Source organism: Kocuria cellulosilytica, assembly GCF_040981245.1.
GTDB lineage: Bacteria > Actinomycetota > Actinomycetes > Actinomycetales > Micrococcaceae > Kocuria > Kocuria cellulosilytica.
Window position 1 is genome coordinate 261,809 of the sequence record NZ_JAVFWZ010000001.1, and the last position, 15,951, is coordinate 277,759.

General features: G+C 71.3%; 14 protein-coding genes. 10 read left to right on the forward strand and 4 right to left on the reverse strand.

What is annotated here, in order from left to right; all coding sequences use genetic code 11:
• Window positions 1–150 precede the first annotated feature (150 nt).
• The 6 genes from RCG67_RS01160 to RCG67_RS01185 all read left to right on the forward strand — a co-directional run bounded on the left by RCG67_RS01160 (window position 151) and on the right by RCG67_RS01185 (window position 6,874).
• Window positions 151–1,719, forward strand: coding sequence for a fumarylacetoacetate hydrolase family protein (locus RCG67_RS01160; RefSeq protein WP_368824454.1), 1,569 nt, complete (start codon window positions 151–153; stop codon window positions 1,717–1,719).
• A complete protein-coding gene (locus RCG67_RS01165; RefSeq protein WP_368824455.1) occupies window positions 1,716–2,405 on the forward strand; it encodes a GntR family transcriptional regulator in 690 nt (229 codons plus the stop codon). The genes RCG67_RS01160 and RCG67_RS01165 overlap by 4 nt, the downstream gene beginning before the upstream one ends.
• A complete protein-coding gene (hpaE, locus tag RCG67_RS01170) occupies window positions 2,402–3,958 on the forward strand; it encodes a 5-carboxymethyl-2-hydroxymuconate semialdehyde dehydrogenase (RefSeq protein ID WP_368824456.1) in 1,557 nt (518 codons plus the stop codon). Before RCG67_RS01165 ends, hpaE begins: the two co-directional genes overlap by 4 nt.
• A 47-nt stretch (window positions 3,959–4,005) precedes the next feature.
• Window positions 4,006–5,172: a 3,4-dihydroxyphenylacetate 2,3-dioxygenase gene (gene hpaD, locus RCG67_RS01175; protein ID WP_368824457.1), complete on the forward strand. Its 1,167-nt coding sequence runs from the start codon at window positions 4,006–4,008 to the stop codon at window positions 5,170–5,172.
• A 98-nt stretch (window positions 5,173–5,270) separates the two neighbouring features.
• The gene (locus tag RCG67_RS01180; RefSeq protein WP_058872784.1) at window positions 5,271–6,056 is read left to right on the forward strand and encodes a 2-keto-4-pentenoate hydratase; all 786 of its coding nucleotides are present in this window, start codon (window positions 5,271–5,273) and stop codon (window positions 6,054–6,056) included.
• A complete protein-coding gene (locus tag RCG67_RS01185) occupies window positions 6,041–6,874 on the forward strand; it encodes an HpcH/HpaI aldolase family protein (protein ID WP_368824458.1) in 834 nt (277 codons plus the stop codon). The genes RCG67_RS01180 and RCG67_RS01185 overlap by 16 nt, the downstream gene beginning before the upstream one ends.
• Here RCG67_RS01185 and RCG67_RS01190 read toward each other — a convergent pair.
• Complete coding sequence (locus RCG67_RS01190) at window positions 6,868–7,602, reverse strand: IclR family transcriptional regulator (protein WP_438612630.1); 735 nt, start codon at window positions 7,600–7,602, stop codon at window positions 6,868–6,870. The genes RCG67_RS01185 and RCG67_RS01190 overlap by 7 nt on opposite strands.
• A gap of 324 nt (window positions 7,603–7,926) precedes the next feature.
• Between RCG67_RS01190 and RCG67_RS01195 the strand changes: the two genes are divergently transcribed.
• Both RCG67_RS01195 and RCG67_RS01200 read left to right on the forward strand, forming a co-directional pair.
• A complete protein-coding gene (locus RCG67_RS01195; protein WP_368824460.1) occupies window positions 7,927–9,822 on the forward strand; it encodes an FAD-binding monooxygenase in 1,896 nt (631 codons plus the stop codon).
• Between the two features lie 53 nt (window positions 9,823–9,875).
• Window positions 9,876–11,267, forward strand: coding sequence for an MFS transporter (locus RCG67_RS01200; RefSeq protein WP_368824461.1), 1,392 nt, complete (start codon window positions 9,876–9,878; stop codon window positions 11,265–11,267).
• An 18-nt stretch (window positions 11,268–11,285) separates the two neighbouring features.
• Here RCG67_RS01200 and mdlC read toward each other — a convergent pair whose 3' ends face one another.
• Window positions 11,286–12,878, reverse strand: a complete 1,593-nt coding sequence (gene mdlC / locus RCG67_RS01205; RefSeq protein WP_368824462.1) for a benzoylformate decarboxylase — start codon at window positions 12,876–12,878, stop codon at window positions 11,286–11,288.
• 602 nt (window positions 12,879–13,480) lie between these two features.
• Here mdlC and RCG67_RS01210 point away from each other — a divergent pair.
• A complete protein-coding gene (locus tag RCG67_RS01210) occupies window positions 13,481–13,723 on the forward strand; it encodes a hypothetical protein (RefSeq protein WP_368824463.1) in 243 nt (80 codons plus the stop codon).
• Between the two features lie 63 nt (window positions 13,724–13,786).
• On the opposite strand, the gene RCG67_RS01215 is transcribed toward RCG67_RS01210, so the two are convergent.
• Together RCG67_RS01215 and RCG67_RS01220 are read right to left on the reverse strand one after the other, a co-directional pair.
• Window positions 13,787–14,092: a DUF4193 domain-containing protein gene (locus RCG67_RS01215; protein ID WP_298587864.1), complete on the reverse strand. Its 306-nt coding sequence runs from the start codon at window positions 14,090–14,092 to the stop codon at window positions 13,787–13,789.
• A gap of 147 nt (window positions 14,093–14,239) precedes the next feature.
• Complete coding sequence (locus RCG67_RS01220; RefSeq protein WP_368824464.1) at window positions 14,240–14,659, reverse strand: hypothetical protein; 420 nt, start codon at window positions 14,657–14,659, stop codon at window positions 14,240–14,242.
• A gap of 439 nt (window positions 14,660–15,098) precedes the next feature.
• On the opposite strand from RCG67_RS01220, the gene RCG67_RS01225 reads away from it, so the two are divergent.
• On the forward strand, window positions 15,099–15,890 hold the full coding sequence (locus RCG67_RS01225) for a gamma-glutamyl-gamma-aminobutyrate hydrolase family protein (RefSeq protein ID WP_368824465.1): 792 nt from the start codon (window positions 15,099–15,101) through the stop codon (window positions 15,888–15,890).
• Window positions 15,891–15,951: the final 61 nt, after the last annotated feature.

Below are 15,951 nucleotides of genomic sequence, written 5' to 3' on the forward strand. Positions count from 1 at the left end.
CAGGGCCGGCGGCCATCAGACGGATCTCGTCCGGAAGGGGGGTGGCGCCGATCACGTGGCATCGTATACGATCGCCAGCAAGAGACCCGGGCCGCACCGATGGACCTGCTGGACCCGGGCCACCTCCGCAGACCACGAAGGCAGGACGGCATGGCAGAGACGACACCGGCTCCTCCCGGGGCCACGGGGCCCGTTGACTTCACCGACAGGGCGAACCGCCCCGGGAAGGTCATCGCGCTGCACCTGAACTACCCCTCCCGCATCGCCCAGCGGGGCCGCTCTCCGAAGTTCCCCGGCTACTTCCTCAAGGCCGGGAGCTCCATCGCCCGGACCGGCGCCACGATCGAGCGCCCGGCCGGCACCGAGCTGCTGGCCTACGAGGGCGAGATCGCCCTGGTCATCGGGCAGACGTGCCGCCGGGTGCGCCCCGAGGAGGGCTGGTCCAAGGTCTCCGGCATCACCGCCGCCAACGACTGGGGCCTGTACGACCTGCGCCACGCCGACAAGGGCTCCAACGTCAAGAACAAGTCCGGGGACGGCTACACCCCGCTCGGGCCGAACGTCATCCCGGCCGCCGGGCTCGACCCGGCCGCGCTGCGCGTCCGGACCTGGGTCAACGGGGACCTCGTGCAGGATGACACCACCGAGGCGCTGGTCTTCCCCTTCGGCCAGCTCGTGGCGGACCTGTCCCAGCTCATGACGCTGGAGGAGGGCGACGTCATCCTGACGGGCACCCCGGCCGGCTCCTCCGTGGCCCAGCCGGGCGACGTCGTCGAGGTCGAGGTCGACGCGCCCGAGGCGCCCGGCGCTCCCTCCAGCGGACGGCTGGTCACCCGCGTGGTGGCCGGCGAGGAGCCGATGGCGCCCTACGGACACGGCCCGCAGGTGGACGACACCCAGCGGGAGGAGGCCTGGGGCTCACGGGAGGCCGCCGGGCTGGCGCCGGCCGCGGCCGACGCCGAGCCGTACCACTACGTGCCGGCCACCCCGGTCCCCGACCGCACCCTGCTCACCGACGAGCTCAGGGCGAAGATCAACGAGACGGCCGTGGCCACGATCACCGCGCAGCTGCGCAAGCGGGGGATCGACAACGCCACGATCGACGGCGTGCGGCCCACCCATCCCGGCCACCGCATCCTCGGATACGCCAAGACGCTGCGCTACGTGCCCAACCGGGAGGACCTGTTCAAGGCCTTCGGCGGCGGGTTCAACGCCCAGAAGCGCGCCATGGACACGGTGCAGCCGGACGACGTGGTGGTCATGGAGGCCCGCGGCGAGAAGGGGACCGGCACCCTCGGCGACGTCCTCGCCCTGCGCGCCAAGGTGCGGGGCGCCGACGCGGTGATCACCGACGGCGGGGTGCGGGACAGCGCCGCTGTCGCCGAGGTCGGCATCCAGGTCTACTCCAGCGGCGTCCACCCGGCCGTGCTCGGCCGCCGCCACATCCCCTGGGAGGTCGGCGGGACGGTGGCCTGCGGAGGGACCACCGTCCAGCCGGGCGACATCGTCATCGGCGACGACGACGGCGTCGTGGTCGTCCCCCCGCAGCTGCTGACCGAGGTGATCGCCGACGCCTGGGAGCAGGAGCAGCAGGACGCCTGGGTGTACGACCGGGTGGCCGAAGGGCACCCGGTGGACGGGCTGTTCCCGCCCAACGCCGAGTGGAAGCGCAAGTACCAGGAGCACCAGCAGCGGCACGCCGACCGGGACGCCCGGTGAGCACCGAGGTCCTCCGGTCCAAGTCGGAGACGGCCTACCACGCCATCCTCGAGGGGGTCCAACAGGGCCGCTTCGCCCCGGGCAGCCGCCTGGTGCTGGCCCAGCTGGCCGCGGAGCTCGAGATGTCCGTGGTGCCGGTCCGCGAGGCCGTGCGGAGGCTCCAGCAGGACGGGCTGGTGGCCTATCAGCGCAATGTCGGGGCGACCGTGGTGGGCATCGATCCCGTGGAGTACCGCTACACCATGGAGACCCTGGCCCTGGTCGAGGGATTTTCCACCGCCCAGTGCGCGCCGCTGGTCACCGGGGCAGAGCTGCAGCGGGCCCGGGAGATCAACGACGAGATGCGCCGGGTGCTGGACGACTTCGACCCGGTGAAGTTCACCGCGCTGAACAAGCAGTTCCACTCCACCCTCTACGAGCACCACCAGAACGCCCACATCCTCGAGCTGGTGCACCGCGGCTGGAACCGGCTGGCCGCTCTGCGCTCGTCCACCTTCGCCTACGTCCCCGGCCGGGCCCGTGCCTCCGTGGACGAGCACGACCACCTGCTGGACCTCATCGCCGAAGGCGCCCCCTTCGACGTCGTCGAGGCCGCCGCGAGACAGCACCGCCTCAACACGCTCGACGCCTACCTGGCGTCACGAACCACACCCCAGGACACCGCACGCCGAAAGGACACACCATGACGAGCACCGAGACCGACGCCAAGAACGCACAGCGCTGGGTTCCGGCCCACCTGCCGGAGAAGATCCAGCACTACATCAACGGCGAGCACGTCGACTCGATCGACGGCGACACCTTCGACGTGCTGGACCCGGTCACCAACCAGCCCTACCTGAAGGCCGCCTCCGGCAAGGTCGCCGACATCGACGCCGCCGTCGCCGCCGCCAAGGACGCCTTCGAGAACGGCCCGTGGCCGAGCATGCTCCCGCGCCAGCGGTCCCGGGTGCTGCACCGGATCGCCGACATCGTGGAGTCCCGCGGCCAGGACCTGGCCGAGATGGAGTGCTTCGACACCGGTCTGCCGATCAAGCAGGCGCTCGGCCAGGCCCAGCGCGCCGCCGAGAACTTCCGCTTCTTCGCGGACCTGATCGTCGCCCAGGCCGACGACACCTACAAGGTCCCCGGCCGCCAGGTGAACTACGTCAACCGCAAGCCGATCGGCGTGGCCGGGCTCATCACCCCGTGGAACACCCCGTTCATGCTGGAGTCCTGGAAGCTGGGCCCGGCGCTGGCCACCGGCAACACCGTGGTGCTCAAGCCGGCCGAGTTCACCCCGCTGTCCGCGTCCCTGTGGCCGGGCATCTTCGAGGAGGCCGGTCTGCCGGCCGGTGTGTTCAACATCGTCCACGGCTACGGCGAGGAGGGCTTCGCCGGCGACTCCCTGGTCAAGCACCCGGACGTCCCGCTGATCTCCTTCACCGGCGAGTCCCGCACCGGCCAGATCATCTTCGGCAACGCCGCGCCGTACCTCAAGGGCCTGTCCATGGAGCTGGGCGGCAAGTCGCCCGCCGTCGTCTTCGAGGACGCGGACCTGGAGGCGGCCATCGACGCGACGATCTTCGGGGTCTTCTCCCTCAACGGCGAACGCTGCACCGCGGGCTCGCGCATCCTGGTCCAGCGCGGCATCTACGACGAGTTCGTGTCCCGCTACTCCGCCCAGGCCCAGCGCGTGAAGGTCGGCCTGCCGCACGAGGAGACCACCGAGGTCGGCGCCCTGGTGCACCCCGAGCACTTCGAGAAGGTCATGTCCTACGTGGAGATCGGCAAGCAGGAGGCCCGCCTGACCGCCGGCGGCGGTCGTCCGGAGGAGTTCCCCGAGGGCAACTTCATCCAGCCGACCGTCTTCGCCGACGTCGCCCCGGACGCCCGGATCTTCCAGGAGGAGATCTTCGGCCCCGTCGTGGCGATCACCCCGTTCGACACGGACGAGGAGGCCCTGGCGCTGGCCAACAACACCAAGTACGGCCTGGCCGCCTACATCTGGACGAACGACCTGAAGCGGTCCCACAACTTCGCCCAGAACGTCGAGGCCGGCATGGTGTGGCTGAACTCCAACAACGTCCGCGACCTGCGCACCCCCTTCGGCGGGGTGAAGGCCTCGGGGCTGGGCCACGAGGGCGGCTACCGGTCGATCGACTTCTACACCGACCAGCAGGCCGTGCACATCAATCTCGGCGAGGTGCACAACCCGGTCTTCGGCCGCCAGGAGCAGGCCGCCGAGGAGCTCCAGGCCTGATCCTCCGCGCCTGCCGACACCTACCACTCAGCACAAAGGACAGCACCATGACCCACCTCGACGACCGGACGATGACGTCCTCCGGCTTCTACGTCTCGCAGGAAGCCCCGATCCGTTCCGACAACCCGATCCCCACCCCGCAGGCGCCCGCGCCGGACATCCTGCGCTGCGCCTACATGGAGCTCGTGGTCACCGACCTGGAGCGCTCGCGGGAGTTCTACGTGGACGTGCTGGGGCTGACCGTGACCGAGGAGGACGAGAACACCGTCTACCTGCGGTCCCTGGAGGAGTTCATCCACCACAACCTCGTGCTTCGGAAGGGCCCGGTGGCCGCCGTCGCCGCCTTCTCCTACCGGGTGCGCAGCTCCGAGGACCTGGACCGGGCCGTGGCCTTCTACGAGGAGCTCGGCTGTCGCGTGGAGCGCCGCCCGGAGGGCTTCACCAAGGGCATCGGCGACTCGGTGCGCGTGCAGGACCCGCTGGGCTTCCCGTACGAGTTCTTCCACGACGTCGAGCACGTCGAGCGGCTGGCCTGGCGCTACGACCTGTACACCCCGGGCGCCCTGGTCCGCCTGGACCACTTCAACCAGGTCACCCCGGACGTGCCGCGCGCCACGAAGTTCATGCAGGACCTGGGCTTCCGCGTCACCGAGGACATCCAGGACGACGAGGGCACCGTGTACGCCGCCTGGATGCGCCGCAAGCCGACCGTGCACGACACCGCCATGACCGGCGGCGACGGCCCCCGCATGCACCACGTCGCCTTCGCCACCCACGAGAAGCACAACATCCTGGCGATCTGCGACAAGATGGGCGCACTGCGCATCTCCGACCGCATCGAGCGCGGACCCGGCCGCCACGGCGTCTCCAACGCGTTCTACCTGTACATCCTCGACCCGGACGGCCACCGGATCGAGATCTACACCCAGGACTACTACACCGGCGACCCGGACAACCCGGTCGTCACCTGGGACGTGCACGACAACCAGCGCCGTGACTTCTGGGGCAACCCGGTGGTCCCGTCCTGGTACACGGAGGCCTCCCTGGTCCTGGACCTGGACGGCAACCCGCAGCAGGTCGTGGCCCGCACCGAGGACTCCGAGATGGAGGTGACCATCGGCGCCGACGGGTTCTCCTACACCCGTGAGGGCGACGCGAACGGCACCTACAAGGGCGAGGCCGCCAAGGGCTTCAAGCTCGGCAACCAGCTCTGACCCTCCCCGTAGCGATGGCGGCCGGCCGGCTCCCTGCACGGAGCCGGCCGGCCGCCGCCGTCCCGGAGACAGAGCACCCGCAGAACACAGGAGAGGACATGCTGGACCACGAGACCCATGTGAAGATCGCCGATGAGCTGCACCGGGCGGGACTGGACCGCACGCCGGTGCCGCGGCTGACCAAGCGGTACCCGCAGATGGAGATCGAGGACTCCTACGCGGTGCAGAGGATCTGGGCGCAGCGGCAGGAGGAGGCCGGCCGCACCAAGGCCGGGCACAAGATCGGGCTGACCTCCAAGGCCATGCAGGACGCCACCGGCATCGACGAGCCGGACTACGGGGTGATCTTCGACGACCAGGTGGTCGAGTCCGGCCACGTGTACGAGTGGGCGCGGTACACCCACCCGCGCATCGAGATGGAGCTGGCCTTCGTCCTGAAGGAGGACCTCGCCGGCCCCGGCGTGAACCTCTTCGACGTGCTGCGCGCCACCGAGTACGTGGTGCCGGCCCTCGAGGTGCTGGACTCGCGCATCGAGATGGAGGGCCGGACCATCACCGACACCATCTCGGACAACGCCGCGCTCGGCTCCATGGTGATCGGGGGCCGCCCGGTCGCCCCGGACGCCGTCGACCTGCGCTGGGTCGCCGGGGCGCTGTGGCGCAACGAGGAGATCATCGAGACCGGGGTGGCCTCCGGGGTGCTCAACCACCCGGCCAACGGGGTGCACTGGCTGGCGAACCGGATCGCCGGCCACGGGGACCGGCTGGAGGCCGGGGAGATCATCCTCGCCGGGTCCTTCACCCGCCCCATGTGGGTCCACGCCGGGGACACCGTGTACGCCGACTACGGAGAGCTGGGGACCATCACATGCCGATTCGCCTAGAACCGCAGCCCGGTTTCAAGGACCTGTTCACCGAGGCCGCCCGCGCGAAGCGCGGCGGGCGGCCGGCGGCCGGCATGTTCGTCAGCTCGGGAGACCCCACCGCGACCGAGATCTGCGCCTCGGCCGGCCTGGACTACCTCCTGCTCGACGCCGAGCACTCACCGCTGGGGCTCGAGACCGTCCAGTCCCAGCTGCGGGCCATGGCCGGCTACCCGGTCGTCCCCGTGGTGCGCGTGCCCGCGCTGGACACCGTGCTGGTCAAGCAGTTCCTCGACCTGGGCGCACAGTCCCTCGTCATCCCGATGGTGGACAGCGCCGAGGACGCCGAGGCGGCCGTGCGCGCCATGCACTACCCGCCGCGCGGGGTTCGGGGGGTCGGTTCCGCACTGGCCCGCTCGGCGCGGTGGAACCGGATCCCGGACTACCTGGACCGGGCCGCCGACCTGGTCACCCTGGTCGTCCAGGTCGAGTCCGCCGCCGCCGTCGAGAACGCCCGGCAGATCGCCGCGGTCGACGGCATCGACGGCATCTTCATCGGTCCCTCCGACCTGGCCGCCTCCATGGGCCTGCTCGGCCGGCAGGGCCACCCCGACGTGGTGCTCGCCGTCAAGGACGTCATCGCCGCCGTGCAGCAGGCGGGGAAGTTCGTGGGAGTCAACGCCTTCGCGCCGTCCCAGGCCCAGGACTATCTCGACGCCGGCGCCGACTTCGTCAACGTGGGCGCCGACGTCGCGCTGCTGGCCCGCGGGACCGAGGCGCTCGCCGACGCATGGTGCGCTCCGGCAAGGGGGGAGCAGGCGCCGCGCGGGTCCTACTGATCCGACGGGGCTGGTCGCTGCCCGAGGCGGGCGGCGACCAGCTCGGCGCTGTGCGCCAGCCGCCGGCCCAGCGCCTCGACGTCGAGCCGGCGGGTGGCGTAGACGACGGCCAGTGCTGCCGGCAGGTGGCCGGGAGCACGCAGGGGAACGGCCACGGAGGACACCCCGTCCAGCACCTCGTTGCTGCTGACGGCGAATCCGCGTTCCCGGGCCTGCTCCACCTCCGCGCGGGGGCGGACGCCGCCCGTCAGCTCGGTGAGCTCGTCCGGGTCCATGCCCGCCTGCACGGCGAGCCCGGGGGCGCCGCGGTCCAGCGGGTGGCGGGTGCCCGGACGCTGGGTGACGGCGTGGCCGCGGAAGGGCTCCACCGTCACCAGCGTGATGCACTCCTCCTGGCCCCAGACCGCCACGAAGGCGCTCATCTGCAGCTCGTTGGCCAGCGCGGTCAGTTCCGGCAGGGACGCCGACTGGAGGTCCTGCTGCACCCCCCGCGCGAGCACCGCCAGCCCGGGTGCGCCGATCAGCCGGCCGGTGGAGTCCCGGGTCAGCAGGCCGTAGCTCTCCAGGGTCCGCAGGATCCGATAGGCGATCGACCGGTGCACGCCCAGCTGGGCGGCCACGTCGGCGATCGTGGGCGGCTCCTCGGCCGAGACCACGAGCTCGAGCATGCGCAGCCCCCGGGAGAGGGTCTGCGAGGGCGCCGCCGGAGCGGCGGCCCGGCCCTGCATGCTCCCGGTCGACTGCGCGGCCGGCGTCCTGCTCGCCGGCACCTGGGCGGAAGGACGTCCCTGAGCGTTCACCGTGGCCCCTTTCTGTGGGCGGTCTGACGAGGTACCCCGCGCCGGGTCGCGGAGCGGCACCGGAGGCCTGACGGGCCTCGGCCCGGGGGCGACCATGTTTTCACCGCAACGGAGCGTGAGCGGCGTCGCAGGGTCTTGTGAGGACGATCACCCAGCGTATATGATCCCTCTCAAGAGTTCGATAAAAGAACGACGTGTTCCATTATAGAACACACAGCTCGTTCCTTCCTCTCATTCCTCCAGGAGGCTCCCATGCTGTTCCACCACCACGGGTACGTGTCCACGGACCCCCGTGTCCAGCCCGCCGCCGGTGTGGGCATCGACCGTTCCCCCGAGCTGCCCGAGACCATGGACGTGCTCGTGGTCGGCGCGGGCCCGGCCGGCATGACCGCCACCGCCCAGCTGGCCAGCTTCCCGGACGTCATGACCTGCCTCGTCGACCGCCGCCCCTACCGGCTGGAGATCGGCCAGGCCGACGGCATCCAGGCCCGCAGCGTCGAGACGTTCCAGGCCTTCGGCTTCGCCGAGGAGATCACCGCCGAGGCGTTCCACCTGAGCGAGATGAACTTCTGGAAGCCGGACCCGGCCGACCCGGGGCACATCGTCCGGACCGCACGGGCCGTGGACGACCCCACGGGGGTCAGCGAGTTCCCGCACCTGATCGTCAACCAGGCGCGCGTGCTGGACTACTTCGCCCGCTTCGCGAAGAACGCCCCGTCCCGGACCGCACCGTACTTCGGCTGGGAGTTCGTGAAGCTCGAGGTCGGTGAGGGGGAGTACCCGGTCACCGTGACCCTGAAGCGCACCGGCGACCAGCCGGAGGGCGGCACGAGCCCGGGCGAGGAGCGCGTCGTGCGCACCAAGTACGTCGTGGGGGGCGACGGCGCGCGTTCGAAGGTCCGCCGGGACATCGGTGCCCAGCACGTGGGTGCGGTGTCCTACCACGCGTGGGGCGTCATGGACGTCCTGGCCGAGACCGATTTCCCGGACATCCGCACCAAGTGCGCCATCCAGTCCAAGCACGGATCGATCCTGCACATCCCGCGCGAGGGCGGCTTCCTGTTCCGCATGTACGTGGACCTGGGCGAGGTCAGCGCGGACGACGCCGGCGCCGTCCGCAGGACCCCGATCGAGTCGATCGTGGCCCAGGCCAACCAGATCGTCTCGCCCTACACCGTGGACGTGAAGGACGTGGCGTGGTGGAGCGTCTACGAGGTCGGCCACCGGGTCACGGACCGCTTCGACGACGTCCCCGTCGAGGAGGCGGGACAGCGCAGCCCGCGGGTGTTCATCGCCGGCGACGCCTGCCACACCCACTCGGCCAAGGCGGGCCAGGGCATGAACGTCTCCATCCAGGACGCGTTCAACCTGGGCTGGAAGCTGGGCCACGTGCTGACCGGGCTGAGCCCCGCGTCGCTGCTGTCCACCTACTCGGCCGAGCGCCAGCCCGTGGCCCAGAACCTCATCGACTTCGACCGCGAGTGGTCCGCCATGATGGCCGCCAAGCCGGAGGAGCTGGGGAGCGCGTCCGCGCTGGAGGACTTCTACCAGAAGACCGCCGAGTTCCCGGCGGGCTTCATGACGGAGTACCCGGCCGGGCTGCTCGTGGGCGAGGCGGTGCACCAGGACCTCGCCACGGGCTTCCCCCTGGGCAAGCGGTTCAAGGCGCATCCGGTCAAGCGCGTCTCGGACACCAACCCGAAGTTCCTGGGCCACCAGCACGCCGCCGACGGGCGGTGGCGGATCTACGCCTTCGCCGACGCCGCCGTGTCCTCCGCGGAGGACTCGGCGCTGCGGGCCTGGGCCGAGTGGATGGACTCCGCGGAGTCCCCGGTGCGCCGGTTCACCCCGGAGGGCCAGGACCTCGACGCCCTGTTCGACCTCAACGTGGTCTACCAGCAGCCGCACGAGGAGGTGGAACTGATGAAGGTGCCGTCCGTGTTCCGCCCGAAGGTCGGCAGGTTCCAGATCTCGAACCTGAACAAGGTGTGGGGCACGGACCCGGCCGACGACATCTACGCGGCCCGGGGGCTGAGCCGGGACGGCGTGGTCGTGGTGGTCCGCCCGGACCAGTACGTCGCCCACGTGCTGCCGCTGACCGCGACCGCCGAGCTGTCGGACTTCCTGACGCCGATCTTCAGCACCTGAGCGGTCACGGCCACCCCGACCACGATCCCCACCACCGACACTCCGAGGCAACCGTGACCGAATCCCGACACTCCGACCGGGCGAACCAGCGCCGCGTCGCCGCCGCCACGCTCATCGGCACCACCGTCGAGTGGTACGACTTCTTCATCTACGCCACCATGGCCGGGCTGGTGTTCTCCCAGCTGTTCTTCGAACCCGCGGGGGAATCCGCCGGCCTGCTGCTGGCCTTCGCCTCGGTCGGGATCTCCTTCCTGTTCCGTCCGCTGGGCGCCTTCCTGGCAGGGCACTACGGCGACAAGCTGGGCCGCCGGGTCATTCTCATGACCACGCTGATCATGATGGGCGGGGCCACCACCCTGATCGGCCTGCTGCCCACCTACCAGTCCGTCGGGGTGCTCGCCCCGGTGCTGCTGGTCCTGCTGCGCATCGTCCAGGGCATCTCGGCCGGCGGCGAATGGGGCGGGGCGGCCCTGATGGCCGTGGAGCACGCGCCGGCCGAGCGCCGTGGGCTGGCCGGCTCCATGCCCCAGCTGGGCGTGCCCCTGGGCCTGCTGCTGGCCACCGCCGTCACCGCCTTGATGACCGGGGTGATCTCCCCCGGGGAGCAGTTCCTCGAGTGGGGCTGGCGCATTCCGTTCGCCGCCTCGATCGTCCTCATCGCGGTCGGCTACTTCGTCCGCATCGCCGTGGACGAGTCCCCCGTCTTCCAGGAGATCGCCGCCAAGAAGGAACAGGCGAGCGTCCCGATCGTGGAGCTGTTCCGCAAGTACTGGCACCTCGTGGCCATCGCGGCCCTGATCTTCGTGGGCAACAACGCCGTGGGCTACATGTCCACCGGCGGCTTCATCCCCGCCTACGCGACCTCGGACGCGGTCGGGCTCTCCCGGACCGACGTGCTGGTCGCCATGACCTTCGCCGCCACCGTGTGGCTGGTCTCCACACTGGGGGCCGGGATCGTCTCCGACCGCATCGGACGCAAGCTCACCTACCAGATCGGCTACGTCTGGCTGATCCTCACCATCTGGCCGCTGTTCCTGCTCATCGACTCGGGCTCCCTGCTCAACCTGTACATCGGACTGGGCCTCGTCTGCATCGGTACGGGCCTGACCTACGGCCCCCAGGCCTCCCTGTACTCCGAGCTGTTCCCGGCATCGATCCGGTTCTCCGGCGTGTCGATCTCCTACGCGATCGGCGCCATCCTCGGCGGTGCCTTCGCGCCGATGATCGCCCAGGCCCTGCTCGACGCCACCGGCGGCACGCCCGCCATCGCCGTCTACCTGATCGGGATGTGCCTGGTGGCCCTGGTCGCCGTCAGCCTGGTCCGGGACCGCTCCAGGATCGACCTGTCCATCAACAACCAGGCCGAGCAGGAGATCGGGAGCACGGTGTTCGACAAGCGCCCGGTGCCGGACCGGCCCCGCCGGATGAGTGGTTCCAGGAGCTGAAGGAGCCGGTCCCGGCCCTCACACCACCCGGGCGTCGATGAGGGCGGGGCCGTCCGCCCGCAGCGCCTGCTGGTAGGCCTCCTCGAACTCCGCCCGGGTGGTGGTGCGGGTGGCCGGCACCCCGTACCCCTGGGCGAGGGACACGAAGTCGATCTCGCCCAGAACCAGGCCCGGCACGTCGGGCACGCCCATCCGCTGGGCGAATCCGGCCAGCGCACCGTATCCGGAGTTGTTGACGATCACGAACACGGTGCGGGTGCCCCGCTGCGCCGCCGTGTACAGCGCGGTGATGCCGTAGTTGGCGGACCCGTCGCCGACCGTGGCCACCACGGTCGCCTCCGGCGCGGCCAGGGAGATCCCGACGGCGGCCGGCAGGCCGAAGCCGAGGCCGCCGGAGGCCGGGAAGTGATAGCCGCCCGGTCGGTCGACGGCGACCCGCTCGAGATACTCCAGGTCCAGGGTGGTGGTCTCGTTGACGTAGACCACGCGGTCGTCGACGTGCTGGTTCAGGACCTCCAGGATCTCTGTTCCCGTCATTCCCTCGGGGGAGGTCCTCGCCGCGGGCAGCCGGCGCTCCGGGCGCCGAGCACCGCGGCCCCGCACGCCCTCTGCCAGCACGGTGACGGCGTCGGCGACATCGGCGACGACCGCCCGGCCGAAGGGGGCACGGGTGGCCTCGGAGGGGTCCTGCGTCACCTGCCAGACCTGCGTGCCGGGCTCGAGGTAGTCCCCCGGCTCCCACCGGTGGTACCGGAACACCGGTGCGCCGAGCACGAGCACCGTGTCGTGCCCGGCCAGCCGGCGGCGCACCGAGTCGATGCCCGGGACCATGACGCCGCCGAAGTTGGGGTGGGTGGTGGGGAACGGTGCCCGGGACGGGGACGGCGCCACGTACACCGTCGCGTCGGCGTTCTCGGCCAGCCGGAGCACGGCGGCGAAGACCGCGGGATCCGCGACCGCGGCCGCGTCGACCTGGGGGCCCAGCACCAGCGCCGGGCTCCGGGCGTCGTCGACGGCGGCGACCAGTTCACGGGCGATCCGGTCGGGCAGCCCGCCCGCGGTCGTCACCGAGCGCTCGAGGAGCAGGGCGTCGTCGGGAAGGGCCGGTTCGTTCCAGTCGTCCAGGGGGACCGACACGTAGACAGGGCCTCGTGGATGGGTGGTGGCCTCGAGGACGGCCTGGGACAGCGTGCGCGGCACATCGGTGGCGGACAGGGGTTCGTGCGCGTACTTGGTCAGCGGGTAGGTCAGCATCCCCGCCTCCATGTTGGCGAGCATGGCTTCCTGCCCGACCGTGCGCCGCACCTGCTGGCCCGCCAGCAGCACCAGCGGCACGTGCGCATACCGGGCGTTGGTCAGCGCGCCCATGGCGTTGCCGGTTCCGGAGGCGGCGTGCAGGTTGACCAGGACCGGCTTGCCGGAGGCGCGGGAGTAGCCCTCGGCCATGCCCACCACCACCTGCTCGTGCAGTCCCAGCACGAAGTCGAAGTCCTCGCCCAGCCCGGCCAGGAAGGGCAGCTCGTTGGACCCCGGGTTGCCGAAGATCAGGGTCATGCCGTGCGCACGGAACAGGTCCGCGGAGGCCTCCAGAACTGTCCTGCCGTCTGCCATGGTTCGACTCCCGTCAAGTGAGTGGTGCAACGCGGCCGCTCCGCTGGTTCGACGACCTGGATGCTGGTCCGGAGCTCCTCCGGTCCGATCCGGCGCAAGGCCTGGGCCGGGAACCTGCGGATCCCTGCCTCTCGGAGGGGTGGATTCGGCCGGTCGTCGCCACAGCGTGCTGTTGAGCCCAGCGTATCCGCTCCCCGCAGAGCTCGGCCGGAGTCCGCCGGCCGCGACCGCCCCGGGCGGTCGGGGGCCGCGAGAGCATCGGTGCCCGTCCGGGGCACGGGCGGGCAGGGACGGACCGGCCGGTCGCGGCGCCGTCGAAATCCTCGCCCGGGGTCGGCAGGACCCGGGCCGGAGCGACCGCGGCTCTTGTCACCGCAGGTCGGACCGCGATAGGAACGACACCAGGGACGCCTCACGGTGGGCGTCCCGAAGGGAAGGACCCACGGTTGTCCCGGCCTCGACCGGCGATCCGGGGAGGTCGCGGCGGCCGTCACGACCCGCCGCGGCGCCCCGGCACCCGGAGACGCCAGAGTGCCCCGGGCCTCCGGTGGAGAAGCTGCACCAGGAGGTGCGGATCTGCCCGCCGAGATGAAAGGCACGCGATGAACCCCACCCCAGACGCCCCCCGCCCCTCCGACCCGGACGAGGAGAGCACGCAGGACCGGTCGAACCCGGCCTCGGACGCCTCGGACGGGCTGGCCGATCCGGAGTCCGCAGAGCACTTCCGCCAGGCCGTCGAGCACCGCTTGAGCGAGCCGGCGCCCGAGGCCTCCGGCGCGGAGGAGCCGGCACCGGAGGAGGACCCGGACGAGGACAACCCGGTCTCCGTGGACAATCCGGAGTAGGGATTCCGTGGAGCTGTCGTTCCTGGGTGCTCCGAGCCCCCGGGCCTGCCGGAGAGGCGGGGCTCAGCCCTCGCAGTCGGTGCAGTAGCTGGTCCCGTTCTTCTGGCGGGCGAGCTGGGAGCGGTGGCGGACCAGGAAGCAGGAGCCGCAGGTGAACTCGTCGGCCTGTTCCGGGACGACGGCCACGGTGAGCTCTTCGTGGGAGAGATCCGCCCCGGGCAGGTCGATGCCCTCGGCGGTGTCGAAGTCCTCGGCGTCGATGACCGCGGTCTGGGTGGTGGCGCTGCGCTGGACCTGGATCGCTTCCAGGGACTCGTTGGCCGGCTCGTCCTCGGGTCGGGTGCGCGGAGCGTCGTAGTCGGTGGCCATGATGTGGTGCGTCCTCCTGGAGCGGGGTGGTGCTGTGCAGGGGCGGTTCTGCACGGAAGGACCAGAGTGTACCCCACCGGACGAGGGTCCGGTGCACCCCCGTGGTCGCGGCGCCTGCACCTGACGCGGCGGACGGCGCCGTCCCGGTCAGCGGCGGGCGCCCGAGGTCTCGTCCTCGAGGTCGTCGAGCACCCACTCCGAGAGCTGCCCGGCCGGAACGACGGTCGTGACGTCGGTGCGCCGCAGCGCCTCGTGGAGCGACCGCGGCCCGTCGGCGGCGTCGGCGTCGAAGGCGGCCCGCGCCGCCGTGTACCCGGCGGCCAGGTGGTGCGCCCAGGCCCGGTGGCGGGCGTAGCAGGGGTGGTCGGGATCGGCGCTGCGCACCTCCAGCCACCGTGCCGTCTCCGCGGGGTCGACGGGGAGGGGCACCAGCACCTGGTGCAGGGGCCAGGTGACCTCGGCCCAGCGTCCCGCCGGGGTCTCGTTCATGGGGTAGTAGGTGGCGATCCATCGGGTGGGGGAGTGGGGGTGCAGCTCGACGGCCAGAGCCCCGGAGGCGGAGGGCATGATGCCTTCTTCCTGTGCGCAGAGGGAGGGGGCGGCCTGGGGCTGGACCGCATCGCCGGACCGGGGGACCGGCGCTGATCACCCAGAGTAGGCACGTGGCCGAGGACCGTGAAAGTGCATTGAACAGTGTGACGGCGAGCTGTCCTCCCCGCTGCTGACACAGGGCGCACGGGGGCGTGGCCGCCGCTCGCGACCGGTGACCGCGGCCGGGACGCCGATTTTCGTCGACCGCGAATAATCGGAAATCTTCTTCTCCCCGAGGGAGGACGGAGCCTTTCCAGCTCGGGCAGAGTGATCCGCATCACCTGCAGCAGGTGCATTTGTCGGAGATGTCACGGCGAGGACGGCCATCCGCCGTTCGACCGGGCGACGAGGACCCCACGATCGAAGAGGAGATGATCGCATGAACCGCCGGACTGTTCGACTCAATGAGCACGAGGTGACTCCCGTTGGACTGTGGAGCCTGCGGGCCGGAGCACCCACCGTGGCCGTCGTGGTCTCGCTGAACTTCCCCGGTCTCGCTCCGCACACCCGGGACCTGATGCGCCGCACGACCCGCACCGCCCTGCAGACGCTGGTCAACGCCGGCGCCCGCCCGGTCCTGGTCGACTCCAGCGCCCGGCAGCTGCCCGATCCCGCGGTCACGGCGGCCGCGGACGCGGTGCTGGTGCTCGGGGGCGGGGACGTCGACCCCTCCCTGTACGGCGCGGAGGGGCACGAGCCCCACGAGTACGGGGTGGACCGGCGCGCTGACCTCTACACCCTGCAGCTCGTCCGGGAGAGCCTGGGCCGCGACGTCCCCCTGCTGGCCGTCGGCCGGGGATCCCAGCTGCTCAACCTGGCCTGCGGGGGAACCCTCATCACCCACCTCGACACCTGGCACCGGCACCGGGGCGGACCCGGGCAGGGGATGTGCGTGGAGGAGGAGGTCACCCTGGAGCCGGAGAGCCTGCTGGCGGACGTCCTCGGCGCCCGGCGGCTGACCGTCCGGGCCGCCCACCACCAGGCGGTGGGCGTCGTGGCCCCCGAGCTGCGCGTCACCGCGGTGGCCGAGGACGGCATGGTCGAGGCGACCGAGCACCGCGACCTCGGCTGGGTCGTCGGTGTGCAGTGGCACCCGGAGGACCCGCACGGTCCGGGGGCGGACCGGCGGAGACTGTTCGCCGCCTTCGTGGAGCAGGCCCGCTCCGCCCGGGACCGGGCCCCGGAGGTGTCGCTGGCGGCCGCGTGAACCGCCCCGCCGCCCGTCCGTGCCGAGAGGAGTTCCGGGCCTCGGCACGGGCGGGCGAGGT